Origin of the sequence: Corynebacterium guangdongense (genome assembly GCF_030408915.1) — a bacterium.
GTDB lineage: Bacteria > Actinomycetota > Actinomycetes > Mycobacteriales > Mycobacteriaceae > Corynebacterium > Corynebacterium guangdongense.
This window is the reverse complement of sequence record NZ_CP047654.1, coordinates 1,842,370-1,867,476: the sequence shown is the minus strand read 5'-3', so window position 1 is coordinate 1,867,476 and position 25,107 is coordinate 1,842,370. Positions and strand designations below refer to the sequence as shown.

Annotated in this window: 23 protein-coding genes; 20 read left to right on the top strand and 3 right to left on the bottom strand. The window is 69.1% G+C overall.

Features of this window, described 5'->3' with window-relative positions; genetic code table 11:
* The first annotated feature begins 11 nt into the window (after positions 1-11).
* Positions 12-389 carry an Rv2175c family DNA-binding protein gene (locus CGUA_RS08810; RefSeq protein WP_290194809.1) on the top strand — a complete coding sequence of 126 codons (378 nt, stop codon included), beginning with the start codon at positions 12-14 and terminating at the stop codon, positions 387-389.
* On the opposite strand, the gene CGUA_RS08805 is transcribed toward CGUA_RS08810, so the two are convergent.
* The 3 genes from CGUA_RS08805 to CGUA_RS08795 all read right to left on the bottom strand — a co-directional run bounded on the left by CGUA_RS08805 (position 358) and on the right by CGUA_RS08795 (position 3,624).
* Entirely contained in the window at positions 358-1,878 is a 1,521-nt protein-coding gene (locus CGUA_RS08805; RefSeq protein WP_290194807.1) for an alpha-(1->6)-mannopyranosyltransferase A, read from the bottom strand. The two genes, CGUA_RS08810 and CGUA_RS08805, sit on opposite strands and share 32 nt — an antisense overlap.
* Positions 1,879-1,887: 9 nt before the next feature.
* On the bottom strand, positions 1,888-2,985 hold the full coding sequence (locus CGUA_RS08800; RefSeq protein WP_374725040.1) for a polyprenyl synthetase family protein: 1,098 nt from the start codon (positions 2,983-2,985) through the stop codon (positions 1,888-1,890).
* A 69-nt stretch (positions 2,986-3,054) separates the two neighbouring features.
* The gene (locus CGUA_RS08795; protein ID WP_290194805.1) at positions 3,055-3,624 is read right to left on the bottom strand and encodes a GNAT family N-acetyltransferase; all 570 of its coding nucleotides are present in this window, start codon (positions 3,622-3,624) and stop codon (positions 3,055-3,057) included.
* A 174-nt stretch (positions 3,625-3,798) separates the two neighbouring features.
* On the opposite strand from CGUA_RS08795, the gene CGUA_RS08790 reads away from it, so the two are divergent.
* The 19 genes from CGUA_RS08790 to CGUA_RS08700 all read left to right on the top strand — a co-directional run bounded on the left by CGUA_RS08790 (position 3,799) and on the right by CGUA_RS08700 (position 25,028).
* Positions 3,799-4,233 (top strand): SAV_6107 family HEPN domain-containing protein, encoded by a 435-nt coding sequence (locus tag CGUA_RS08790; RefSeq protein WP_290194803.1) that lies wholly within the window; start codon positions 3,799-3,801, stop codon positions 4,231-4,233.
* Between the two features lie 191 nt (positions 4,234-4,424).
* Positions 4,425-4,820 carry a DUF3040 domain-containing protein gene (locus tag CGUA_RS08785; RefSeq protein WP_290194802.1) on the top strand — a complete coding sequence of 132 codons (396 nt, stop codon included), beginning with the start codon at positions 4,425-4,427 and terminating at the stop codon, positions 4,818-4,820.
* Positions 4,821-5,475: 655 nt separating this feature from the next.
* Positions 5,476-5,910, top strand: coding sequence for a division/cell wall cluster transcriptional repressor MraZ (mraZ, locus tag CGUA_RS08780; RefSeq protein ID WP_290194799.1), 435 nt, complete (start codon positions 5,476-5,478; stop codon positions 5,908-5,910).
* 206 nt (positions 5,911-6,116) lie between these two features.
* Positions 6,117-7,163, top strand: coding sequence for a 16S rRNA (cytosine(1402)-N(4))-methyltransferase RsmH (gene rsmH / locus CGUA_RS08775; RefSeq protein ID WP_290194797.1), 1,047 nt, complete (start codon positions 6,117-6,119; stop codon positions 7,161-7,163).
* A gap of 53 nt (positions 7,164-7,216) precedes the next feature.
* Positions 7,217-8,089, top strand: a complete 873-nt coding sequence (gene ftsL / locus CGUA_RS08770) for a cell division protein FtsL (protein ID WP_290194796.1) — start codon at positions 7,217-7,219, stop codon at positions 8,087-8,089.
* A 209-nt stretch (positions 8,090-8,298) separates the two neighbouring features.
* Positions 8,299-10,206, top strand: coding sequence for a peptidoglycan D,D-transpeptidase FtsI family protein (locus CGUA_RS08765; protein WP_290198360.1), 1,908 nt, complete (start codon positions 8,299-8,301; stop codon positions 10,204-10,206).
* Between the two features lie 28 nt (positions 10,207-10,234).
* The gene (locus CGUA_RS08760) at positions 10,235-11,773 is read left to right on the top strand and encodes a UDP-N-acetylmuramoyl-L-alanyl-D-glutamate--2,6-diaminopimelate ligase (protein WP_290194794.1); all 1,539 of its coding nucleotides are present in this window, start codon (positions 10,235-10,237) and stop codon (positions 11,771-11,773) included.
* 2 nt (positions 11,774-11,775) lie between these two features.
* Positions 11,776-13,281 (top strand): UDP-N-acetylmuramoyl-tripeptide--D-alanyl-D-alanine ligase, encoded by a 1,506-nt coding sequence (locus CGUA_RS08755; RefSeq protein WP_290194791.1) that lies wholly within the window; start codon positions 11,776-11,778, stop codon positions 13,279-13,281.
* 94 nt (positions 13,282-13,375) lie between these two features.
* Positions 13,376-14,482, top strand: coding sequence for a phospho-N-acetylmuramoyl-pentapeptide-transferase (mraY, locus tag CGUA_RS08750; protein ID WP_290194789.1), 1,107 nt, complete (start codon positions 13,376-13,378; stop codon positions 14,480-14,482).
* Positions 14,483-14,502: 20 nt separating this feature from the next.
* Positions 14,503-16,002: a UDP-N-acetylmuramoyl-L-alanine--D-glutamate ligase gene (murD, locus tag CGUA_RS08745; RefSeq protein ID WP_290194787.1), complete on the top strand. Its 1,500-nt coding sequence runs from the start codon at positions 14,503-14,505 to the stop codon at positions 16,000-16,002.
* Positions 15,986-17,638: a peptidoglycan glycosyltransferase FtsW gene (locus tag CGUA_RS08740; RefSeq protein WP_374725039.1), complete on the top strand. Its 1,653-nt coding sequence runs from the start codon at positions 15,986-15,988 to the stop codon at positions 17,636-17,638. Before murD ends, CGUA_RS08740 begins: the two co-directional genes overlap by 17 nt.
* A gap of 7 nt (positions 17,639-17,645) precedes the next feature.
* Complete coding sequence (locus CGUA_RS08735) at positions 17,646-18,776, top strand: UDP-N-acetylglucosamine--N-acetylmuramyl-(pentapeptide) pyrophosphoryl-undecaprenol N-acetylglucosamine transferase (protein WP_290194785.1); 1,131 nt, start codon at positions 17,646-17,648, stop codon at positions 18,774-18,776.
* Positions 18,777-18,783: 7 nt separating this feature from the next.
* Positions 18,784-20,310 (top strand): UDP-N-acetylmuramate--L-alanine ligase, encoded by a 1,527-nt coding sequence (gene murC, locus CGUA_RS08730; protein ID WP_290194781.1) that lies wholly within the window; start codon positions 18,784-18,786, stop codon positions 20,308-20,310.
* Positions 20,311-20,319: 9 nt separating this feature from the next.
* The gene (locus CGUA_RS08725) at positions 20,320-21,078 is read left to right on the top strand and encodes a cell division protein FtsQ/DivIB (protein ID WP_290194780.1); all 759 of its coding nucleotides are present in this window, start codon (positions 20,320-20,322) and stop codon (positions 21,076-21,078) included.
* A 196-nt stretch (positions 21,079-21,274) separates the two neighbouring features.
* Entirely contained in the window at positions 21,275-22,564 is a 1,290-nt protein-coding gene (gene ftsZ, locus CGUA_RS08720) for a cell division protein FtsZ (protein WP_290194778.1), read from the top strand.
* A 10-nt stretch (positions 22,565-22,574) separates the two neighbouring features.
* On the top strand, positions 22,575-23,318 hold the full coding sequence (gene pgeF, locus CGUA_RS08715) for a peptidoglycan editing factor PgeF (protein ID WP_290194776.1): 744 nt from the start codon (positions 22,575-22,577) through the stop codon (positions 23,316-23,318).
* 2 nt (positions 23,319-23,320) lie between these two features.
* Positions 23,321-24,031, top strand: a complete 711-nt coding sequence (locus tag CGUA_RS08710) for a YggS family pyridoxal phosphate-dependent enzyme (protein ID WP_290194775.1) — start codon at positions 23,321-23,323, stop codon at positions 24,029-24,031.
* Between the two features lie 85 nt (positions 24,032-24,116).
* A complete protein-coding gene (locus CGUA_RS08705) occupies positions 24,117-24,596 on the top strand; it encodes a cell division protein SepF (protein ID WP_290194773.1) in 480 nt (159 codons plus the stop codon).
* Between the two features lie 141 nt (positions 24,597-24,737).
* On the top strand, positions 24,738-25,028 hold the full coding sequence (locus tag CGUA_RS08700) for a YggT family protein (protein ID WP_290194771.1): 291 nt from the start codon (positions 24,738-24,740) through the stop codon (positions 25,026-25,028).
* Positions 25,029-25,107 lie beyond the last annotated feature (79 nt).

Here is a 25,107-nt window from a genome sequence, read left to right as displayed (position 1 = left end):
AACTGGAGTTCGTGAGTGAGAACGCCAACACCATCCAGACCCTCAACGACCTGCTCGCCGACGAGCACCTGATGACGCTTGCCGAGGTGGGGGAGCAGTTCAGTGTGCCCCGCACCAAGATCGGCGACTACCTCAACCTGCACAAGCTGGTTGCCGTCAAGCAGGGCGCGTCCCGCCTGATCCCCGCCGCGCTGGTGCGTGATCTCGATTCCCCCTCGAAATTCGTCGCCGGGGCGATCACGGTGCTCGCCGACGGCGGCTACACCGACGAGGAGATCCTCCTCTACCTCTTCACGCCGGATGAGACGCTGCCCGGCCGTCCGATCGACGCCCTGCACGGCCACGGCGCGCGCGAGGTCATTCGTCGCGCACAGTCGATGGCGCTGTAACCTTCGTCGGCTGACCCACCCCGGGTGAGACGATGCCGGGGTTGCGCAGGGGGAAGAGCCAGGCAGTGAACACCCACGCGGCGGCCGCCGTGCCGATAACCCAGTTGGTGTTGTAGAGCTGGTGGTTGCCGGAGCCGGCGAAAGCCATCGCCAGGAACAACGAGGCGCCCGTCGCCCACTGGGTCAGTGTCCGGTTGGTGTGGAACGTGCCGACCAGCGCGATCACCGAGGCGTAGTACCAGGGCAGGGTCACCGAGTTGAAGACGAACGCGACCATGTAGGCGACGACGATGCCCTGGATGGCGCGGCGGTCGTCCTGGCGGAACAGCCACCATGTCACGACCAGGCCGGCGAGCATGAGCACCGAGCCGATCGTCCGGGTCAGTCCGAGTACGACGTTGTAGTCGAAATCCGGGACAAACAGCTGGATGAACGGCAGGACGGTCTCGGTGGCCAGCGTCGGCCCGGCCAGCGGGTTGATGACCTTCGAGTTTCCGGAGATTTCCGCCAGCCAGCCCCAGGAGGAGCCGGATACCCAGGTGATCAGCCCCACGGTTCCCAGGGTCAGGGCCACCCCGACGACGCCGGACACGAGGAAAGCGAGAACTCGGCGCCCGAGGGGTGCCGCCTTTCCCGCGTAGTGGTTCATCGCCATCCAGACGACGAACGGCAGCGCGATCGCGGCGGTGGCTTTGAGGGCCACAGCGACCGCGATGAGCACCGTGCCCAGGATGAAGCGGCGGTCGAGGCAGGCCACCAGGCCCAGGCACACGAGGCCGACCATGATCGACTCGTTGTGCATGCCGCCGACCAGGTGCAGCATCATCACCGGGTTGGTCACGCCCAGCCAGGTCGCCAGCACGGGATCCCGCCCCAGGCGCTCGGCGATGCGCGGAACCGCCCACGCGATCGCCAGGTAGCCGAGGACGGAGACGACCTTGTAGGCGATGATGCCCGTCGCGACGTTGTCGCCGACCAGCGTCGTCACCCCCTCGCCCAGCCACAGGTGGAGGGGTCCATAAGGAGTGGTGGTGTTGCGCCAGTCGTGGGAGACCTCGAGCAGGAACGGCCCGGGGTTGACGGCCGCGCCCTCGCTGTAGGCGTCGAAACCGTCGCGGGTCATCGCCCCCTGCATGAGGTAGGAGTACACGTCGCGCGAAAGGATGGGCGCCGCGGCGAGCAGCGGGATCAACCACACGAGCGTATGCCTGAGCACCGAGCGCAGCGGATCCGCGGGGGCCCGGTCGACCACCGTATCCCTGCCCAGGCCCACCCAGCCCAGGAGCAGCAGCACGATGCCGACCCACAGGACCGTGGAGGACAGTCCGCCGCCGTGGCCCCACGCGAGAAACTCCAGGTTCAGCGCCTCCAGGGCGCCACCGCGGTTACGGGTGGCGCCGGCCCCGAAAGAGCCCAGCGAGATGAGGATCGTGCCGGTCAGCCCCAGCCACAGGGGGCGTGGCAGGCGGGCGAAGAACTCGTCGACCACTGCCTGCACCTACGCCCGTCGTGCGGTCGCACGGACGGCGAGATCACGCAGCGTGGAGGTGACGTCGGCGTCGACGCCCGCCGCGTCCAGGTGGGCGAGCCCGGAGCGGGTCAGCCGCGAGATCTGCTCTTCGACGGCCTCCGGTGCACCGGTGGCGGCGATGAGCTCGATCAGTTCCCTTATCTCCTCGGGCGACTGGACGGCCCCGACGCCCGCCCGCAGCTTCTCGGCGGCCTTCGGGTTGTCTTTGTCCGCCCGGGTGAGGGCCTCGGCCAGGAGAACAGTGCGCTTGCCCTCCACGAGATCGCCGCCGAGGGCCTTGCCCGTGGCGGCCTCGTCACCGAAAAGATCGAGCATGTCGTCGCGCAGCTGGAAGGCGACGCCGATGTCGCGGCCGTAGCCCCGGAACGCCTGGATGAGGTGCTCGTCGGCGCCGGCGATGGCGGCGCCCAGGTGCAGCGGGCGCTCGATGGTGTAGGCCGCCGTCTTGTAGCGGTTGACGGCGTTCGCCTGGGCGACGTTCTCGTTGCCCGAGGACTCCAGGTAGATGTCGAGGAGCTGGCCACCGATGACCTCGGTGCGCATGCCCCGCCACGGTTCGCGGGTGCGGGAGAGTGCCGCCGCGGACAGCCCGGCGTCCTGCAGCGTATCCTCCGCCCAGATCAGGGCGAGATCCCCGACCAGGACGGCCACCGACTCGCCGAAGTGGGAGGAATCGCCCAGCCAGCCCTGGCGTCCGTGCCGGGCCTCTACGGCGCGGTGGACCGTGGGATTGCCGCGACGGGTGTCGGAGGAGTCGATGATGTCGTCGTGGACGAGTGCGCAGGCCTGGATGAACTCCAGGGAGGACACCGCCCGCAGCACCGCCTGGGGATCCTCGGTGCCCGCCAGGCCGCCGGCTCCGATGAAGCCGGCCCAGGCGTAGACCGGGCGGATGCGCTTGCCGCCGCCCAACACGAAGGATTCGAGGTGGCCGACGGCTTCTGTGACCGGCTCACCGATAGCTGCCACGGAGTCACGGCGCTGCGTGAAAAACTCCTGGAGCACGGCGTGGACCGCCTCGGGGACCGCGTCCAGGGCCAGGGTGGAGGCATCGGGGATGCTCACAGGTCAACGTCTCCTTGGGTCGGCGATTGAGATCGAGCACCAGCCTACCCAGCGAGCCGACGCGCCCCCTCACCCGGCGGTCGGGAATTCCAGGGGGAGAGGGCGGCCGAGCACGGCGAAGCGGCGGTCGTCGCCGTCGAAGTAGAAATGGCGCAGGACGTCGGTGAAACCCATGGAGCGGTAGAGGCCGAAGGCGTTGTTGGCCTCATTGTCGACCTCCGGGGTGGACAGGAGCGCAGTGCGCGCCGGGATGTTCCACAACAGTTCCGTCAGCAGCTTCCTGCCGATGCCCATGCCCTGGGCGGCGGGAGAGACGTGGATCTCGGCGACCTCGAAATAATCCCGCATCAGCTCGTCGGCCTCATTAGTGGAGCTCGCCACTGAGACTCCCCGGCGGACCTGTCGATCCCACCAGGTCTCGCGGGTGCCCAGGAAACCGTAGGCGACGCCGATCACCTCGTTGGGAGTGGTGGCGATGATGCCCGTGAAACCGGGGCGAATCAGGTCGTGGCGCCAGGCCCGCAACCGCTGTCCATGAACGGCCGGGTCGTAGCCCATGGCGCTGATGTAGATGTCGACCAGGCGCGGGGCGAGGAGAGCGAACTCACTGGGGGAGAGGCGGCGAATGCTGACGTTCACGTCTTTCATCGAACCACGCTCGCGGGGCAGGTGCACGGGCCGGGGGCACTCTCCGAGCGATGTTCTCGAATATACGTTCGAATTGGGTGCATGTGGTGTCGCCCCTGGGGCGTAGCTTGACAGGCATTGGAACAAGCAGTGCCGCCGGGCAGACGAGATAAGGGGGAGGACGCCATGGCCGACATCGAGATCATCTCCGCCACCACTCGAGGAGCGGCAGGACAGGCCAAGCGCGACCGCTTTCTCTTCAGCGCCCGGGCTCTGCTTGACACGGCCCGCGGCCACCTGACTTCCGGCGACACCGGGCTGGCGTTGGAATCCGCCTACCAGGCGGCCCTGCGCACCGCCGGCGCCCGGATAGCGGCTTCCGCGAAAATCGCCAAGCGCAGGCGTCTGCCGGCCAGCGCCTGGGACAAGCTCGCCCTCGTCGATGATGACGGTAGCGTCCGGGCGGCCCAGTTCGCGAACTACTCCACGGCACGTTCGCGCATCATTTCCGGAATCGACCCGGATCCGGATGCGGGGTTCGTCGCCGAGTTCCTTCGGCTGGCCGAGGATTTCCTCCTCTCGGCGGAGACGGAGGCCGGCTGGCACCAGACCGCCGCCTGATACGGATGTCCGCGGCCGCTCCGGCACGGGTGCGGAGAAGGCGGAAAGCCTGGTGAGAAAAGCATTGGCCTAAGCGGGAACAAAGCGGATAGGCTGGTCGTTGAGTAGTAAAGAGACGGAAAATCATCGCCCATACATCACGCGACAGGTCGGACGTCCCCACCACAGCCCACGAGATTCTGGAGGATAACGTGTCGCTTTCGGAGCAGGAACAGCAGGCACTGCGCGAGATTGAGCGTTCGCTGCTGGCAGACGATCCCAAGTTCGGATCCTCGGTCGGTCACGACGGTCCCGCCCTCGGAGGAGGCGGTTTCACTCTGCGCGGCATCGCCATCGGAGTCGTCGGCCTTCTTCTGCTGATCGCGGGCGTTGCGCTCGCGCAGGTCAGCTTCTGGTTCATCGCCCTCAGCGTGATCGGATTTCTGGTGATGTTCGGGGCGGGCATCTGGATGCTGCGCACGCCCCGGTCCGGGGTCTCCGCGGGCGGTCTTCGCCTGGGTGGGCGGCAGCCGCAGTCGCAGGAGGGCAACCGCTCCTCCCGTATCGAGGACAATTTCCGCCGTCGCTTTGAGGAGGGGCAGCAGTAGTCCCTGCCCCCTCCCTGGCTGACTCTTCGCGCACCCGGACCCCGCACGCCCCATCGTGCGGGGTCCGGTGCTTTTCCATGCCGTCTCAGGCGGGCCGGGCCCGGGGTGACTGAACCTTACGGGCCGCCCCGGCTGGTCTTCTGACGGAGCCTGGCGCCCGGCTCGGGTGCGGCAGGCGTCCGGAATGCGCGTGCGCCCACTTTGCCCCACCAGGGCGCCCCACTTTCACCCACAAATCCCAGAATCTGAACAGATTCGCGGGTGGTTGCGCAGCAAATTACCAGGTTAAACCTCTTCTTTAACCTCCTCGAGGGGGAGGGGATTGGGTCCCGGCGATGTGTGGCTGAAGGTTCTGATGGGGGTAAGGGGGCGGATGTGGGGAGACTTCGGGGCGGGTGCCCCACGCGTGTCGCCGCAGTTTCGCGCCAGTGACCTGCGTCAACTGAGTGACACGAGATAATTGCGGTCCATTGGAGTGGTGCAAGTGGGACAAAGTGGGTTAAAGTGGGGCGCAGTGGTACAGGATGGAAGAACATCGGGGACTGTGTAGGCTCCCCGCGGCTCTGCCGGAGTGGACTACTGACAACAGAACAAAGAGATAAAGACACCGAACAGACGAGCCCAGGCGAGCGTAGGAAAGGTAAGGAGGGACCCCGTGTTCCTCGGCACCTACACCCCGAAGCTCGACGACAAGGGTCGACTGACACTTCCAGCGAAGTTCAGGGATGAACTGGCCGGAGGGCTCATGGTGACAAAAGGGCAGGACCACTCTTTAGCGGTCTACCCTCGGGAGGAGTTTGTCCAGCGTGCCCGCAAGGCCGCGCAGGTCTCCCGCACCAACCCTCAGGCTCGTGCGTTCATCCGCAACCTGGCGGCCAGCGCCGACGAGCAACGTCCCGACGGCAACGGTCGCATTACGCTGTCTGCCGCTCACCGCGAGTATGCGGGGCTGACGAAGGAGTGTGTGGTCATCGGTTCGGTGGATTTCCTCGAAATCTGGGATGCCGCTTCCTGGGCCGAGTACCAGGAAACCACGGAATCCGCCTATTCGGCGGGAGACGCGGATGACATCCTGGCGGGCCTGCTCTAGCGGCTGGTCCACGACGGAGTGCGTGCTAGGACTCTGTCCGGGGCTTGACTGCTCTGGTGTACTTCCCCGACATCAGATAAGTCGCCCCGGGCAGGGCCCTATGCGCACCCCGGCGCATCGGGCAGAAGGGATTGCCGCAGGGCCAACTCACCGGGAACAAGTGAATGACAGGCCAAGTCGGACAACCACGAGGGGGCGGGCGGCACATGGACACCAACGAGCATCGCTACGATATCGCCGCTAACCACGGCCATGTCCCCGTCATGCGCGATCGCATGGGAGATCTGCTGGCCCCGGGCGTCGACAAGCTCACCGCCGCGACAGGTTCGGCGGTCATCGTCGACGGCACCCTCGGCGCCGGCGGCCACACCGAGTACTTCCTGGAGCGTTTCCCCTCCGTCTCCGTCATCGGCATCGACCGCGATCCGAACGCGCTCACGGACGCCTTCGAGCGCCTCGCCCGCTTCGGTGAGCGCTTCGCTCCCGTCGCGGCCCGCTTCGACGCGGTGGCCGATGCCGTCGGCGAGGGACGTGGCCCGGCCTTCGACCTGGCCCGTACGCACGGGCTGGCCGGAGGGTTCTTCGACCTCGGCGTCTCCTCCATGCAGCTGGACCAGGTCGAGCGCGGCTTCGCCTACCGCACGGATGCCCCGCTTGACATGCGGATGAACCCGGAGGACGGCCTGACGGCGGCGGACATCCTCAACACCTACTCCCACGGCGACCTGGCGCGCATCCTCAAGAAATACGGCGACGAACGCTTCGCCGGCAAGATCGCCTCCGCCGTGCTCCGTGAGCGGGAGAAGGAGCCCTTCACCACTTCCGCCCGCCTCGTTGAACTGCTCTACGCGGTCATTCCGGCGGCCACCCGTCGTACCGGCGGTCACCCGGCCAAGCGCACCTTCCAGGCGCTGCGCGTGGAGGTCAACAAGGAACTTGAGGCGGTCGAGAAGGTCATCCCGGCCGTCACCGGTCTGCTGGCCGTCGGCGGACGGGCCGTCTTCATGAGCTACCAGAGCCTGGAGGACAGGATCGTCAAGTCAGCCTTCGCCGACTTGACCGCCTCGAAGACCCCGCCGGGCCTGCCGATGGACCTGCCCGGCACGGCCGCCCGCTTCGCCGTGGTCACCCGCGGCGCGGAAAAGGCCAACGAGCGGGAAATCGAGGAGAATCCCCGGGCCGCGCCGGTGCGGGTCCGGGCCATTGAGCGGGTCCTTCCGGACGACACCACCGTGGAAGCGAGCCAGGCATGACCCTGAGAACCGGAAGCACACCCTCAGCACAGGACAGAAAGGCGCGGCGCACCATGGGAACCAGCCGAGACTTCACCACCGGAACCCCGACCGGCGCCACCACCGTTCTCGACCGGGAGGCGGCCCGCGCCCACGGCCGGTCCGCCAGCGCGCGCGTCGCCGCCCCGGAGCGCCCCCGCCGCACCTCCGCACCCGAGCGCACCGTGCCGGCCCCGGGCCGCGCCGGCCGCCGCAACCGCCTCGGCTCCAAACAGGTCGTGTCCGTCCGCGGTCGGCGCACCGCCCCGATCAAGAGCGTCAACAAGCTCGCCCGTATCTCGCTGTTGGCGGTGACGATGTTCTCCATCGGCATCGCCATCGCCATGTGGCTGTCGGGCGTCTCCACCCAGCAGACGTTCCGGGTCCAGGGGCTGGTCGCCCAGGAGTCACAGCTGTCGAACCAGCTCGAGACCCTCAACCGCGACCTGGCGAACGTCAGCTCGACGGCCGAGCTGGCGCGACGCGCCGGTGAGTTGGGCATGGTCGTGCCCGATCAGCCCGGCATCCTGGCGGTGGAGGATTCCGGCGACGCCGTCGAGCAACGCCCGGCGGATCCGGCGGCGAGCCCTATCATTGACGTGAACGGCGCCCCGGTCCGCCCAGGCCAGGCGTCGAGCGATCCCACCAAGACCGATGAACTCACCGACAATCTCGAGGCCGTCCCGGCGGGGGAGTCCCTGCCACGGCCTCAGGCCGCACCCGCGCCGGTAGCGCCCAACGCGCCGGCGCCGGCGGTGGCGCCGTACGCCCCCGGGGCGGCTCCGGGTCCGGCCCCCGCACCGGCGGCACCGGCACCGGCCGCCGCCGAGGCGCAGGCGCCACCCGCGCAACAGGCCCCGGCGTCCAACGCCCCGGCCCCAGCCCCCGAGGTAGCAGCAACCAACTGATGAATAGGTGAGACAGGGAAGTGACCCGACAGACACGGCATACCGGCGCAGGTGTGCGTCGACCAGACCGGCCGGGACGCCAGCCGGCGCCGGGTCAGTCGACGACCCGTCGTGGCGCGCCGCGGTCCCCCTCCCCGAAGCGCCAACCTGGCCGTCGGGAGCAGGTCAGGGCGACCGCGGCCGGGATCGCCGCCACCGAAAAGCAGACCATGAAGAAGCGGCTGATGGTCGTCGTCGTCTTCCTGGTGGCGGTGGCGCTGATCGTCGTCGGCCGTCTGGCCTGGGTCCAGGTCGTCTGGGGTCCTGAGCTGGCGGCGCAGGCGCAGCAGCAGCGCGCCCGTGTCTACGTCGAGCCCGCCCGCCGCGGCGCTGTCGTGGACCGCGACAACCAGCCGCTGGCCTACACCATGCAGGCACGCAGCCTGACGGTCTCGCCGAACATCCTCCGCGAGGAACTCCGCCAGCAGCAGGAGATGGCTTTGGCGATCGACTACCAGGAGAGGGCGACCGCCGCCGAGGCCGCCGATGAGCCGGCGCCGGCCCAGCTGACCCCGGAGCAGATGAACGCGGAGCTCAATGACCGCGTGTCAGCGATCCTGGAGGACATGGCTGAGAACATCCCGAAGATGGTGGAGTCCGCCGGCACCTCGGCCGATGACGTCGACTCCGAGGAGATCCTGGACAAGCTGCGCTCGGACTCCTCCTACCAGGTGCTGGTGCGCAACGTGGATCCGGACGTCGCCGTGGAGGTGGCCCAGGAGTACCACGGCGTGGCCGCCGACCACCAGGACATCCGCCAGTACCCGAACGGCGCGATCGCGGAGAACGTCTTGGGCAAGGTGTCCATGGACGGCCAGGGGCAGTTCGGTTTCGAGGCCTACGGCGACAACCTGCTGACCGGCGTCAACGGCCGTTCCACCGAGGACGTCGCGGTCACGGGTCAGGTTATCCCGGGCACCCTGCGGGACGAGGTACCGGCGGTCGACGGCTCGGACGTGCGGCTGACCCTCGACCTGGATCTGCAGACCTACCTCCAGCAGCTGCTGGAGCAGTCGAAGGCCAACTCCGGAGCGAAGTCGGTGGAGGCGGTCGTCCTCGACGTGGAGACCGCTGAGATCCTCGCGATGGCCAACACCGACACCATCGACCCGAACGGCGACATCGAGAAACAGCTCGCCGAGGGCAAGGACTTCGAGAACCCCGCCATCAGCCACCCCTACGAGCCCGGCTCCGTGGCCAAGATCATCACCGCCGCCGCGGCGCTCAACGAGGGCGTCACCACCCCGGACGCGGTCCACCAGGTTCCGGGCAGCATCGACATGGCCGGCGTGACCGTCAAGGACGCCTGGGATCACGGGGTGGTGCCGTACACCACGGCCGGCATCTTCGGTAAGTCCTCCAACGTCGGCACCCTGATGCTGGCCCAGCAGCTGGGAGAGGAGAACTTCAACCGTTACCTCGAGGACTTCGGTCTGGGCCAGACCACCGGGGTGGAACTGCCGAGTGAATCCGCCGGTCTGCTGCCCGCGCTGGAGCAGTGGTCGGGCGGCACCTTCGCCAACCTGCCGATCGGCCAGGGCATGAGCTGGACGACCCTGCAGATGGCGAGCGTGTACCAGGCGATCGCCAATGACGGCGAGCGGATCGAACCGCGCATCGTCTCCGACGTCCGCGGCGCCGATGACGACGAGTCCGCCGACGACGGCCCCGAGCGGACCCAGGTGGTCAGCCCGGAGGCGGCGCAGGCCACCGTCGAGATGTTCCGCTCCACGATGCAGTCCGACCCGCAGGGCGGCAACCAATCCGGCACCGCCGGCGCCTTCGGCATCGAGGGGTACCAGCTGGCCGGCAAGACCGGCACCGCACAGCAGGTTGACCCGGACACCGGCGCCTACTCGAACTCCGACTACTGGATCACCTTCGCCGGCATCGCCCCGGCCGATGACCCGCGCTTCGTCGTGGCCGTCATGATCGACGATCCGGAGCGGGGCGTGCAGCAGGGCGGCGCCGGCGGGCAGTCCGCGGCACCGATCTTCCAGGACGTCGCCGCCTGGCTCCTGGCCCGGGACAACATCCCGCCGTCACCGCCCGCGGACCCCATCATCCTGCAGCACTAGCCCCCATCCGAGACAAGAAGGAAGCACCATGGCAGTCACCGGCACCGAGAACCACTCCGCACCGACCCTGGGCGAGCTGGCCAGGCTTGCCGACGCCCGCGTCGTCGGCGAGTCCGCCTCCGCGCTGGCCACCGCCGTCACCGAGATCGGCCTCGACTCCCAGACCCTTCCCGCCGGCGCGCTGTTCGCGGCGCTGCCCGGCACCCGGGTACACGGCGCCTCCTACGCCTTCGATTCCCCGGCCGGGGCGATTCTCACGGACGAGGACGGGCTCGCCATCATCACCCGGACGGACGAGCGACGCCCGGTGCTGGTCGTCCAGGACGTCCGCGCCGTCCTCGGGCGGCTCTCGGCCGAGATCTACGGGCACCCGACCCGAGAACTCACGGTGCTCGGCGTGACCGGCACCTCGGGCAAGACCACGACGACCTACCTCCTGGAGACCGGGCTCATGCACGCCGGGCTCCGGACCGGCATCATCGGCACGACCGGAACCCGCATCAACGGCCGCGTCGTGGAGACGAAGCTGACCACCCCGGAGGCTCCGACGCTGCAGAAGCTTTTCGCCACCATGCGCGCCGAGGGCGTGACCCACGTGGTCATGGAGGTCTCCTCCCACGCCCTGGAGCTGGGCCGGGTCGCCGGGGTCGAGTTCGACGTGGCCGGCTTCACCAACCTCAGCCAGGACCACCTGGACTTCCACCCGACGATGGAGGAGTACTTCGAGGCCAAGGCCCGCTTCTTCCGCCCTGATTCAGGGCTGGCCGCGACCCGGGCCGTCGTCTGCGTCGACGACGAGTGGGGCGAGAAGATGGCGGGGCTGGCCGGCGAGGACGTCGTCCGGGTGGGCACCAGGGGACAGGCGGGCCTGGACTACTCGGCCACCCGCACCGCCCAGGACGCGACCGGCGCCCAGGACCTGGCCATCGCCCATGACGGGGAGACCATCGCCGTCCACCTGCCGCTGCCGGGCAGCTTCAACATCGCGAACACGGCGCTGGCCGTGGCCATGGCCGCCACCGCCGGCGTGGACGTCGGCAAGTTCGCCGAGGGACTGGCCGGGGTGGCCGTGCCGGGGCGCATGGAACGCATCGACGAGGGCCAGAGCTTCATGGCCGTGGTCGACTACGCCCACAAGCCGGCCGCCGTCGCCGCAGTCCTGGATACGCTGCGCGCCCAGACCGCGGGCCGCGTCGGCATCGTCGTCGGCGCCGGCGGCGACCGCGACTCATCCAAGCGCCCGCTCATGGGGCAGGAGGCCGCCCGGCGCGCCGACCTGGTGATCGTCACCGACGACAATCCTCGCTCCGAGGAGCCGGCGCCCATCCGTGCGGCTATCGTCGCCGGTGCGCAGGGCGTCGGCTCCGGCGCCGAGATCCGGGAGATCGGCCCGCGCGCCCGCGCCATCGACGCGCTGGTCGAGTGGGCACGGGCCGGTGACGCGGTCATCGTCACCGGCAAGGGGCACGAGGTCGGCCAGATCGTCGGCTCCGAGGTCCTGCACTTCGACGACCGGGAAGAAGTCCGACGCGCACTCGCCGAGCGCGCTGCAAAGGAGAACCAGTAAGCATGATCGACTACACACTGGCCCAGATCGCCGACATCGTCGGCGGTGAGCTCACCGACGGCGCCGACCCGGCCGCCAAGGTCACCGGCTTCGTCGAGTTCGATTCCCGCAAGGTCACCGCCGGCGGGCTTTTCGTCGCCCTGCCCGGCGAACGCGTCGACGGGCACGACTTCGCAGCCGGCGCCATCGACCGGGGCGCGGCGGCGGTGCTGGCCGCGCACCCGGTGGGTGTACCGGCCATCGTCGTCACGCCCGCCGACAACACCCCACAGGCGGCGTCGGAGGCCGTGGTGACGGCGATGAGTGACCTTGCGGCGGCCGTCGCCAAGCAGCTGACCGAGGAACACGGACTGACGATCGTCGGGATCACCGGCTCGGCCGGCAAGACCTCCACCAAGGACCTGGCGGCGGCGGTGGTCGGCAAGGCCGGTTCCACCGTCGCGCCCCCGGGTTCCTTCAACAATGAAATCGGGCACCCGTACACCGTGCTGCGCTGCGATGAAGACACCGACTTCCTCATCGCCGAGATGAGCGCCCGCGGCATCGGGCACATCCGCCACCTGGCCCAGATCGCCCGCCCGCGCATCGGCGTGGTACTCAACGTCGGCACCGCCCACCTGGGTGAGTTCGGCTCCCGGGAGAACATCGCCCAGGCCAAGGGCGAGCTCATCGAGGCACTGCCGAGCGCCGCCGAGGGGGGCGTCGCAATCCTCAACGCCGATGATCCTTTCGTCCTGGGCATGGCTCCGCGCACCACGGCCCGCGTCGTGACGATCTCCTCGGCCCAGCCGCCGGCGCCGACCGCCGACTACCAGGCGACCGGCATCATGCTCGACGACGTCGCCCGGGCCTCCTTCACCCTCCACGCCCGGGGCCAGGACCCGGTCAAGGTGCGACTGCAGGTCTTCGGCGCCCACCAGGTCTCCAACGCGCTGGCCGCCGCCGCCGTGGGCGTCGAGTCCGGCATGAGCGCGGCCCAGGTCGCCGAAGCGCTCAACAACCACTACGCCGCCAGCGCCCACCGCATGGACGTCAACACCCGTCCCGACGGCGTCACCGTCATCAACGACTCCTACAACGCCAACCCCGAGTCGATGCGCGCCGGCGTCGCGGCGCTGGCCTACACCGCCTCCTCCCGGCCGGGCGTGCGCTCCATCGCCGTGCTCGGCGAGATGGGCGAGCTCGGCGAGGACGGACGCGCGGAACACGTCACACTCGGTGAGGAGCTGGCACGCTTCAACGTGGGTTATCTTGTCACCGTCGGCGCCTCGCCGAACTGCCGGGCCATGACCGAGGAGGCGGCCCGCCGGGGTATAACTACAACGGTCGCCGAGAACAACGACGAGGCGACCGCGGCCGTCGAAGCCATTCTCGCCAGCCCCAACACCGACCAGGAGACCTACGTCGGGGGAACGGCCGGGGGCGGCGACGTCGTCCTGGTCAAGGCGTCCAACTCGGCGCGGCTGTGGGAGGTCGCCGAGAAGCTTCTCGGCCGCGGCTCCCGCTGACCCTCCACCCACCCGTACAGACAACAACGAACAGCAGCTCTCTCGTCGGCGCCCCAGTCCCGGCGGGATAAGAATTAGAGAGAAGTAGATACCAGTGACTGAGATCATCATCGCGGGAGGCGTTGCTTTCCTGGTCGCCGTCTTCCTGACCCCGCTCCTGATCCGCTGGTTCTCGGCGGAGGGACTGGGCCAGGAGATCCGCGAGGACGGACCGCAGTCGCATCTGCGCAAGCGCGGCACCCCGACGATGGGCGGCATCGCCATCCTCGCCGGCATCACCGTCGCCTACCTCATCGTGATCATCTTCCGGCTCATCACCGGCAGCGGGGGGCCGACCGCCTCCGGCCTGCTCGTCCTCGGGCTGACCCTGGCGCTCGGCGGCGTCGGTTTCGCCGACGACTTCATCAAGCTGTTCAAGGGCCGCAGCCTCGGCCTGACCTCCGGGGCGAAACTGATTCTCCAGCTGGTCATCGCGGTCATCTTCGGCCTGCTCATCCTGCAGTTCCCCGATGAGAAGGGGCTGACGCCGGGCTCGACCAACCTGTCCTTCATCCGCGACATCGAGATCATCGACATTGGCCTGGGCGGCGGCATCCTCGGCGTCCTGGTCTTCCTGGTGTTCATCTTCATCCTCACCGCAGCCTGGTCCAACGCGGTCAACCTCACCGACGGGCTCGACGGTCTGGCGGCCGGCACCACCGCGATGGTCATGGGCGCATACACCCTGGTGACTTTCTGGCAGTTCCGCAATTCCTGCGAGACCGACGTCATCGCCGGCTGCTACCAGGTCCGCGACCCGCTCGACCTGGCTGTGCTGGCCGCCGCCGGCCTCGGCGCCTGCGTCGGTTTCCTGTGGTGGAACGCCGCCCCGGCCAAGATCTTCATGGGCGACACCGGTTCCCTCGCCCTCGGCGGCCTGGTCGCCGGCCTGTCCGTCGCCTCGCGCACCGAACTGCTGATGGTCATCATCGGCGCGCTTTTCGTCATCGAGGTCGCCTCCGTCGCCATTCAGGTCGCCTTCTTCAAGGCCACCGGCAAGCGCGTCTTCCGTATGGCCCCGTTCCACCACCACTTCGAGAAGGGCGGCTGGCCGGAGACCACGGTCGTCGTCCGCTTCTGGATCATCGCCGGTCTGTCTGCACTGCTCGGGGTGGCGATCTTCTACGCCGAATGGCTCGGCTCCACGGGGGTCGCGGTCTGATGGCTGTCACAGGATCCGGCATGTCCCGGCCGAGCGTGATCGACGTCGTCGGAACCGGCATCGCCATGGTCACCGGCGCCGGCGTCTCCGGGCTGGGCACCGCTCGACTGCTCACCGGCCTCGGCGTCGAGGTCCTGGTCGTCGACGACAACGTCGAGGCCGGCGCCCGGGTGGCGGAGGCCACCGGCGCCGAGTCCTGCACCACCGCCGAGGCGATGGAACTGCTCGAGAATCTCGAGCACCGCGTCAGCGTGGTCGTCACGTCCCCGGGCTGGCGCCCGGACACCCCGGTCCTCCGCCTCGCCGAGCAGCACGAGATCGAGGTGATCGGTGACGTTGAGCTGGCCTACCGGCTGGACCGGGCAGGACTGTTCGGCCCGCCCCGGACCTGGCTGGTGGTCACCGGCACCAACGGCAAGACGACCACCACCGGCATGCTCGCCGACATCATGGAGGCCCACGCGAGTGTGCTGGGCCAGCACGCCCGCGCCTGCGGAAACATCGGCCTGGCCGTCGCCGACGCGCTGACCGCTACCCGGCCGCGCGTCGACGTCCTCGTCGCCGAACTCTCCAGCTTCCAGCTGCACTGGTCCACCGAGCTGACCCCGGACGCCGGGGTGCTGCTCAACATCGCCGAAGACCACCTCGACTGGCACGGCTCCCTCGACAACTACGCATCGGACAAGGCCAAGGTCTTGACCGGGGTGGTGGCGGTGGCCGGCGTGGACGATCCGATCGTGCGCCGGCACATGAGGCAGGTCCGCCCCGACGCCTACGGTTTCACCCTCGGCGAACCCGCCGTCGGACAGGTCGGCGTCATCGGCGAGCAGATCATCGACAACCTCGACGGCGACATGATCGACATCCGCGCCACCCGGGGAATTCAGCCCGCCGGCCCCGCCGGGCTCGCCGACGCCCTCGCGGCCACCGCCATCGCCCGCACCCAGGGTGTGGCGCCGGCCACGATCGCCCGGGCGCTCGACGCGTTCTCGGTCGCCGGCCACCGCGGCGAGACCGTCCACACCGGGCCGCGCGGCACCGTATGGGTGGACAACTCCAAGGCGACCAACCCGCACGCCGCCCACGCCGCGCTCGCGGGCTACGGGCCGGGCGAGGTCGTCTGGCTCGCCGGCGGCCAGCTCAAGGGCGCCTCCGTGGACGAGGTCGTGGCCGAGAACGCCGAGCGCCTGCGCGCCGTCGGCCTTCTCGGGGTTGACCGTGCGAGGATTGCTGAAGCAGTCACCCGCGGCGCACCCGAAGCCGAGGTATTCATGACCGACTCCACCGACCCTGCCGGGGCGATGGACGAACTCGTCTGCTGGGCGGCGCGGCTGGAGCCGCCGGCGAAGGTCGTCCTGCTGGCGCCGGCCGCGGCGTCCCTGGACATGTACACCGGAATGGGCCAGCGCGGCGACCTGTTCACTGCCGCAGCACGCCGGGAGGATCGCCTGAAACGCAGCGATCCCGCGACGGGCACCCCGACTCCATTCCAGGAGGAAAGCCGTGACCACCACGAGTAAACGCCCGCACAACCGGAAACCCGCGCGCGAGAAGGCCCCCGCCGGGCAGTCCGCGCGCCCGGGCCTGCGGAGCAGAATCGCCGACCTCAACCGCCAGATGGCGACCAACCCCCTGTTCGACTACTTCATGATCTGCCTGCTGGTGCTCCTGCTCACCGGCCTCGGCGTGATCATGGTCTTCTCCTCGTCGATGACATGGTCCATCCGGGAGAGCTCGAGCGTGTGGGCGGAGGCCACCCGCCACGCGATGATGGTCGGCCTCGGCCTGGTCGGTTTCTGGGCCGCCCTGAAGTTCCCGCTCGGCTGGGTCCGCCGGCTCGCCCCGGTCCTGATGTGGGGCACCACGGCGCTCCTCATCCTCGTGCTCACCCCGTTGGGAACGGGCAAGGCCGAGGTCGGCTCCCAGTCCTGGCTGCCCCTGGGCCCGATTCAGCTCCAGCCTTCCGAGATCGCCAAGGTCACCATCGCCATCTTCGGCGCCTGGTACCTCTCGCGTCCCCGCGACGAGCGCGATCCCAACCGCGTCCGGCAGGCGACGGTATTCGGCGTCGTCGCCGGCGCCTGGTTCCTGCTCATCGCGCTGCAGGGGGATCTGGGGATGGCGCTGTCCTTCGGCGCGGTCATGATCTTCACCCTGTTCTTCGCGGGCGTGAACATGAAGGCCTTCCTCGGCCTCGCGGTGGCGGGCGTGGTCGGCGTCGTCGCGGTCATCGCCGCCGGCGGCTACCGCTCCCAACGCTTCCACACCTACTTCGACACCCTGCTCGGCAACTTCGAGGACACCCGGGGCGCCGCTTACCAGTCGCACCAGGGTTTCCTTTCGCTCGCCGACGGCTCCGTCCTCGGCGTCGGCCTGGGCCAGTCCCGCGCCAAGTGGTTCTACCTTCCGGAGGCGAAGAACGACTTCATCTTCGCGATCATCGGCGAGGAGCTCGGGCTCTGGGGCGGCGGCCTGGTCATCCTCGGGTTCGCCGCGCTCGGCGCGATCGGGCTGCGCACCGCCACGCGGGCGCAGAACCGATTCCAGTCGCTGTTGGCGGCGACCCTGACCGCCGGCGTCGTGTCCCAGGCGTTCATCAACATCGGTTACGTCGTCGGCCTGCTGCCCGTCACCGGCATCCAGCTGCCGATGATTTCCGCCGGCGGCACGTCGACGGTGATCACGCTGACCTCGATGGGCCTGCTCGCCTCCGTCGCCCGCCACGAGCCCGAGGCGGTCAGCTTCATGCAGAACTACGGCCGGCCGATCACCGACCGCCTCCTGCTCATCCAGGAGCCGGGGATGGAGGGGGACGAGACCCGGCGCCTGAGCCGTTCCGGCCGACGCACGGACCGGGACCGGGAGCGGGACCGGGACACAGTGGAGCAGGCGGAGACGGTCGGCTCCGGCGAGCGGGGCAAGGGCCGGGGTGGCAGGGAGGCCGCCGCCGCAGGCCGCTACGGACGGCCGGTCACCGCCGGGCGCGACGTCGGCTCCGGCGGCGGGGAAGCCCGCGGTGACGCCCGCGTCGGCAAGCGGGCGCAGGGCGTGTCCGGACGCGCTGGTAGCGTCGAAGCCGACGAATATCCGCGACGCGGCGCCGCCCCGTCCCGCAGGGGACGAGGGGAACGCTCCGTCAAATCAAGGAGGCGCTGACGCTGACATGAGCAGGTCCACACACCCCACAGTCATCCTGGCCGGTGGGGGAACCGCTGGCCATGTTGAACCGGCCCTCGCCATCGGTGAAGCACTGGTGAGCAACCACGGCGCCCGCGTCGAAGCCTTCGGCACGACCCGCGGTCTGGAGACGTCGCTGGTCCCGGCCCGGGGGTTCCAGCTGCACCTGATCACCCCGGTGCCGGTGCCCCGCAGGATCAGCCTCGATCTGCTCAAACTGCCCTTCCGGTTGGTGAAGTCGGTCGGACAGGCCCGCAGGGTCCTCAAGCAGACCGCGGCCGACGCGGTCGTCGGCACCGGCGGCTACGTCTCCGCGCCGGCCTACCTCGCGGCGAGGACCCTCGGTCTGCCGTTCTACGTCGTCGAGTCCAACGCGCTGGCCGGAGTGTCCAACAAGCTGGGCGTCAGGCTCGGCGGCGTCGGTTTCAACGCCGTGGCCGGTTCCGGCATGCCGGGCGAGGTCGTGGGCATCCCGGTGCGCCCGGGCCTGGGCGAGGACCCGGACGGGCAGCACGCCACCCGCGCCCGCAACATCTGGAACCTGGCGCCAGACCGTCCGACCATCCTGGTCACCGGCGGCTCCCAGGGCGCCCAGAGCATCAACGACGCGATCGTCGCCGCCCGCGAACGCCTCGTCGCCGAGGGGTTCCAGATCCTCCACGCCTACGGCAAGAAGAACGAGGCTCCCGCTGAGCTGGAGCACTACGTCGGCGTCCCCTACATAGAGGACATGGCCGCCGCCCTGGCGGTCGCCGACATGGCCATCTGCCGCGCCGGGGCGATGACCGTCGCCGAGGTCACCGCCGCCCGGCTGCCCGCGCTGTACGTGCCGCTGCCCCACGGCAACGGCGAGCAGGCGCGCAACGCCGACGAGGTCGTGGCGGCCAGCGCCGCCCGCCGGATCCGCGACGAGGAACTCACCGCAGACCTCATCGTCGAGACCGTCCGCGATATTCTCGGGGACGGGGGAGCGGCAGCGCAGATGCGGAAAGCATTCGCGGGCACCTCCGCCGGCACCGTCGCCGAGGACCTGGCGGCCCGCATCGTCGCCGACATCGAGAACGACACGATGACCGACAACACGACGACCCCCCACACCACGACCACCAAGGAGTAGAGCGCACATGAGCACCAACGACAACGCCGGGATCACTGACGTCCCCCCGGTCGGCAGCGTCGACCTGTCCCGCGTTCACCTCATCGGCATCGGCGGGGCGGGCATGTCCGGCGTCGCCAAGATTCTGCTGGACCGGGGCAGCGTCGTCTCCGGCTCCGATGTCAAGGACTCCCGACCGGTCCGAGTGTTGGAGGCCGCCGGCGCGAAGGTGGCCGTCGGCCACGCCGCCGAAAACCTCAGGCTGACGGGACAGCTGCCCACCGTGGTGGTCACCTCCTTCGCCGCGATCCCGGAGGACAACCCGGAACTGGTCGCCGCGGCCGAGAACAATGTTCCGGTGATTCGCCGTTCCGACCTGCTCGCCGAGCTGCTCGAGGGATACCAGCAGGTTCTGATCGCCGGCACCCACGGCAAGACGTCGACGACGTCGATGACCGTCGCCGCGATGCAGACCGCGGGCCTGGATCCCTCCTTCGCCATCGGCGGCCAGCTCAACAAGGCCGGCACCAACGCCCACCACGGCACCGGCCACGCCTTCGTGGCCGAGGCCGACGAGTCGGACGCCTCCCTGCTGCGCTACAGCCCCGACGTCGCGGTGGTGACCAACATCGAGCCGGACCACCTCGACTACTTCAAGACCCGGGAAGCCTATTTCCAGGTCTTCGACGACTTCGCCCGCCGCGTCACCCCGACCGGTTTCCTCGTGGTCTGCGTCAACGACGCCCACGCCGCGGCCCTCGGCGAGCGCGCGCTCGTCGCCGGCGTCAGCGTGCTGGGCTACGGCACCACCGAGGCGCTGGCCGCGCACCCGAAGATTCCGGTCGGCATCGAGGTCGTCGGCCACACCCCGCATGAGAGCGGCTCCCACGTCTCCGTCCGCCTCCACATCGACGCCAATGGCAAGCCGGTCAACACCCCACCGTCGGGGGAGTACAACCTGGTGATCCCGGGTGAGCACATGGTGCTCAACTCCGCCGCCGCACTCCTGACCGGTGTCCTCACCAACGGCGGGCCCGCGGACCTGGCCCGGGGCCTCGCCGAGTTCTCCGGCGTCCGTCGCCGTTTCGAGTACCGCGGCACCGTCGAGACAGGTGACTACCGGGGCACCCGCGTCTACGACGACTACGCACATCACCCGACCGAGGTCACCGCAGTCCTCACCGCGGCTCGCCAGACGGTCGAGGCCGAGGGGGCCGGCGCCCGCGTCGTCGCATGTTTCCAGCCGCACCTGTATTCGCGCACCATCGAGTTCGCCGGGGAGTTCGCGCAGGCGCTGTCGCTTGCCGACGCCGTGGTGGTCCTCGACATCTACGGCGCCCGCGAGCAGCCGGTGGAGGGCGTCGACTCCCGGATCATCGCCGACAAGATCGACCCGGAGTCGACCGAGGTCGCCTTCGAGCCCGACTTCTCCGCTGCGCCGGAGACCGTCCGCAGCCTGGTGCGCGGCGGTGACCTGGTACTGACCATGGGCGCCGGCACCGTCACCCTGCTGGCTGAGGAGATCCTCAGCGTCCTGGCCGGGCCGGAGCAGTAGAACGGCCCCATGTCGACTCCAGCCAACGCCCATGACACCGGCGGCTCGGTGACCCGGGCCAGCGCCGGGGCGCCCCCGGAATCCCGCGGCGCGGCCGAGACGCCCCGGCGCAGCCGGAGGGGCGTGATTCTCGGGATCGTTCTCGCCCTCGTTCTCGCCGTGATCGGCGCGGTCGTGGTCTACACCGTGCCGGTGTTCGCGGTGAAGCAGATCGAGGTGACCGGCAACGGCCAGGTCGCCACCGAGGACATTCGTGCCGCCACCCAGGTGCCTGAAGGGGAGAACCTCCTGCGGGTCGACACGGTGGCCGCCGCGTCCGGGGTCGTCTCGGATCCCTGGATCGAGCGGGCGACGGTCCACCGTGCGCTGCCGTCGACGCTGGTCGTCGACGTCGTCGAGCGCACCGCCGTCGCCTGGATCGAGTCACCGGAAGGGGTCACCCTCATCGACGCCACCGGCACCCCCTTCATCCAGGCCGAGCCTCCCCCGGGGGCCGTCCACGTCACCGGGTCCGCCACCGACGACGAAGCGGTGCTGGCGGGGGCGGTGGACGTCGCCGCCAGCCTCAGCGATGAGCTGCGCACCCGGGTCGAATCGGTGGCGGCGGACGACCAGTACACCTACACCCTGCTGCTCAGCGACGGGCGTCGGGTGTTCTGGGGCGAGTCCGTGGACAACGAGAACAAGGCCCTGGCCCTCGAAACCGTCGTCCAGCGTGAGGGAGGGGAGTGGAACATCTCCAACCCAGCACTGGTCACGGTAAGGTAGGCGAGGGTAAAACCGCAGGTTGCAACCCTAAAGTAAAGGTTGAGGGTACAGACACGCCGAGGAATCTCCCGGCTATCGTTGCCTGTGTTAGACAAGATGGACCACATACCGTCACCGGCCCCTGTCGTTGACCCCGGTCCTTAAGCTTTATTTACTTCCCCAATGCTCTCCAGAAGGAAAGGCGAGACATATCCCCATGACCTCCCCGAACAACTACCTCGCCGTCATCAAGGTTGTCGGAGTCGGTGGCGGCGGCGTTAACGCCGTCAACCGCATGATCGAGGAGGGACTCAAGGGCGTCGAGTTCGTTGCGATCAACACCGACTCCCAGGCCCTGATGTTCTCCGACGCCGACGTCAAGCTCGACATCGGCCGTGAGGCCACCCGTGGCCTCGGCGCCGGCGCCAACCCGGAGGTCGGCCGCACCTCCGCCGACGACCACAAGCAGGAGATCGAGGAGATCCTGCAGGGTTCCGACATGGTGTTCGTCACGGCAGGTGAGGGCGGCGGCACCGGCACGGGCGCCGCGCCGGTGGTCGCCGGGATCGCCAAGAAGATGGGTGCGCTGACCATCGGCGTGGTCACCCGTCCCTTCTCCTTCGAGGGCAAGCGCCGCACCCGGCAGGCCATGGAGGGCATCGAGCGCCTCAAGGAGGTCTGCGACACGGTCATCGTCATCCCGAACGACCGTCTGCTGCAGCTCGGGGACCAGGACCTGTCCATGATGGAGGCTTTCCGTGCCGCCGATGAGGTCCTGCACAACGGCGTCCAGGGCATCACCAACATCATCACCATCCCCGGCATCATCAACACTGACTTCGCGGACGTCCGCGCGGTCATGACCGACGCCGGTTCCGCGCTCATGGGCGTCGGCTCGGCACGGGGCGACAACCGCGTCATGGACGCCACCGTCCAGGCCATCAACTCTCCGCTGCTGGAGTCGACCATGGAGGGCGCCAAGGGCGTCGTCCTGTCCATCGCCGGCGGATCCGACCTGGGCCTGCACGAGGTCAACGCCGCCAACCTCATGGTCGAGGAGAAGGCCGACGACGACGCCAACATCATCTGGGGTGCGATCATCGACGACAACCTGGGTGACGAGGTCCGCGTGACCATCATCGCCACCGGCTTCGACGCCGAGGCTAACAAGGTGGACGGCTCCAGCGACGTGCCGGGCAACCAGGCCGACCACGCCGCCGAGCGGGCGAGCGCCGCGGGTTCCCCGACCCCGGCGCCGGAGACCAACGCCACCAGCCGCGGCACGCTGTTCGACAACGCCCGCGAGGAGGAGCGCGCCCCGCGCCGCCGCTACGAGGGGGAGCGCCCCGCCGCCCGTCCGGTCGAGCGCGAGCGTCCGGCCCGCGACTCGCGCGGCGGACTGTTCACCAACGGCGACTCGGGCTACAACGACGCTCCGCGCCGTGACCGCCGCAACGATGATTTCGGCGGCGACGACGACCTCGATGTCCCGTCCTTCATGCGTTAATCTTTAACGCATGTCCACGACTGCGCAACCAGACAGCCGCCCCGTCCGCATGGTGTTCACCACCCGTGCCGGCGGGGTGTCGTCGTCTCCCTACGACTCCTTCAATCTCGGCGACCACGTCGGCGACGACCCCGAGGCGGTGGCCGCTAACCGTCGTCGGCTCGCGGAATCGATCGGCCTCGACCCGGCGGACGTGGTGTGGATGGAGCAGCTGCACACCAACACCGTCACCGTCGTCGACGGCCCCAGCCCGGATCCCGTCGAGGCGACCGACGCACTGGTCACGACCACGCCCGGACTCGCGTTGGCGGTACTCACCGCGGACTGCGTGCCGTTGCTGCTGGCCGACTACGCTGCCGGGGTGGTCGCGGCCATCCACGCCGGCCGCATGGGCGCCCGCAACGGCATCGCGCGTCACGCGGTGGAAAAGATGGTCGAGCTGGGCGCCACCCCGTCGAATATCCAGGCGGTGATGGGCGCGGCGGCCGCCGGCCGGGACTACGAGGTCCCGGACGAGATGGCCGCGGACGTCGAGAAGCATCTCCCGGGCTCGCGCACCACGACGACGAAGGGCACCTCCGGCGTCGACGTGCGCGCCGGCCTCGTCCGTCAGCTCATGGAACTGGGCGTCACCGCCATCGAGTCCGACCCGCGCTCGACGGTCACCGACGAGGACTTCTTCTCGTATCGCCGGGACGGCGTGACCGGCCGGCAGGCAAGTCTCATCTGGCTCAACCCGAAAGTAGTGAAGTGACAGTGGAGCGTATCGACCAGCTCCGCGAGAACCTGGCGAAGGTTCAGGAGCGGATCCATGCAGCCGAGCGCGCCGCGGGACGCCGGCAGGGCAGCGTCCAGCTGATGCCGGTGACCAAGTTCCACCCCGTCGAGGACCTGCGCCTGCTGGCCGAGCTCGGCTACGGCGAGGTCGGGGAGAACCGCGAGCAGGAGGCGCGCGGCAAGCAGGCCGAGTTCCCCGCCGCCACCATCCACATGATCGGCCAGGTCCAGACGAAGAAGGCGAATTCCGTCGCCCGCTGGGCCGGCGCGGTGCAGTCGCTGGACTCGATCAGGCTCGCCGACGCCCTCGAACGCGGCGTCGCCCTCGCCCTCGAGCGGGGGGACCGTCCGGCGGAGAAGACCCCCCTGCCCGTCTATCTCCAGGTTTCCGCCGACGGCGACACCGCCCGCGGGGGCGTCACGGAGGCGGACCTCGACGCCCTGGCGGAGCACGTCATGGGGCTGGAGCACCTGGAGCTGGCCGGCCTCATGGTCGTGCCGCCGCTGGGCGCCGACGCCGGCGAGGTGTTCTCCCGGGTCCGATCCCGGGCGGACCGGCTGGGGGAGCGCGTCGGCCGCCCCATGCGGCTGTCCGCCGGCATGTCCGGCGATCTGGAGGAGGCAATTGCCGCAGGCTCCGATTTGGTGCGTGTCGGAACGGCAATCCTCGGTGCTCGGCCAGTAGGTTGAACTACGATGCACCTGGAGTATAATTGCCAGGTCAGCCCTATAATTTCGCCAAACGAATCACACGACCCACGAGGGGGAGAACACCATGTCCTTTTTTAAGGGAGCCCAGGAATTCTTCGGTCTGACTCCGGCTGACGAGACCACCGACGAGGCCTATTACGACGACCGTCGCTACTCCGACGACGGGGCGGCGGCCTACAAGCCGCGGTACCCGGACGAGGACCGCTACGCGGCCGCCCCGCCCGCCCCGGTGACTCGCGAGCCGGCCCGTCCGCGTTCCTACAGCCCGGCCGTGGTCACCGCCGCCCCGCAGTCCTACGAGGACGCCCGTGAGATCGGTGAGCCCTTCCGTGACGGTGACGCCGTGATCTTCGAGCTGACGCACGTGTCCAAGGGCGACGCGAAGCGCTTCATCGACTTCTCCGCCGGCCTGTGCTTCGCGGCCCACGGCCAGATGTTCAACCTGTCCAAGGGTATCGACGGCGACCGTCTGGTCTTCGCCGTCGTCCCGCAGGGCGCCGACATCACCCTCTCCGAACTCCAGGTCGCCGCGCACCTGCGCTAGCCTCGGCACCTTCTCGGGGCTGCACGACAGCGATCCGCCACCCCTCCGCGGGTCGCTGGACACCGGGGAAGGCGCACTCTCGTCCCCGTCTCCGGCGGGGGCGTTCCCGCTTTCGCCCCGAGTCGATTAGGATGGCCCACCGTGAGTCTCATTGGCATCATCCTCTACATCATTGTGCGTGTTTACACGCTGCTGCTGATCGCGCGTCTGATCATTGAAATGATCCATTCGTTCTCGCGTCAGTTCCAGCCGCCGCGGTGGTTCGCCATGGTTGCGGAGCCCGTCTTCCAGGTCACGGACCCGCCGGTCAAGGCGCTGCGTCGAGTCATTCCGCCGCTGCGTGCCGGCGGTGTGGGCATCGACATGAGCGTGCTCGTTCTCTTCTTCATCCTCTTCATCCTCGGACAGGTCGTTCTGCTGGTCTTCGTCTGAGTCGCGGGCGCGAAGGAGGCGGTCTTCCCGGGCGGGAAGACCGCCTTCTTTTTCCTTGCTGTATACCCCTATGGGGTAT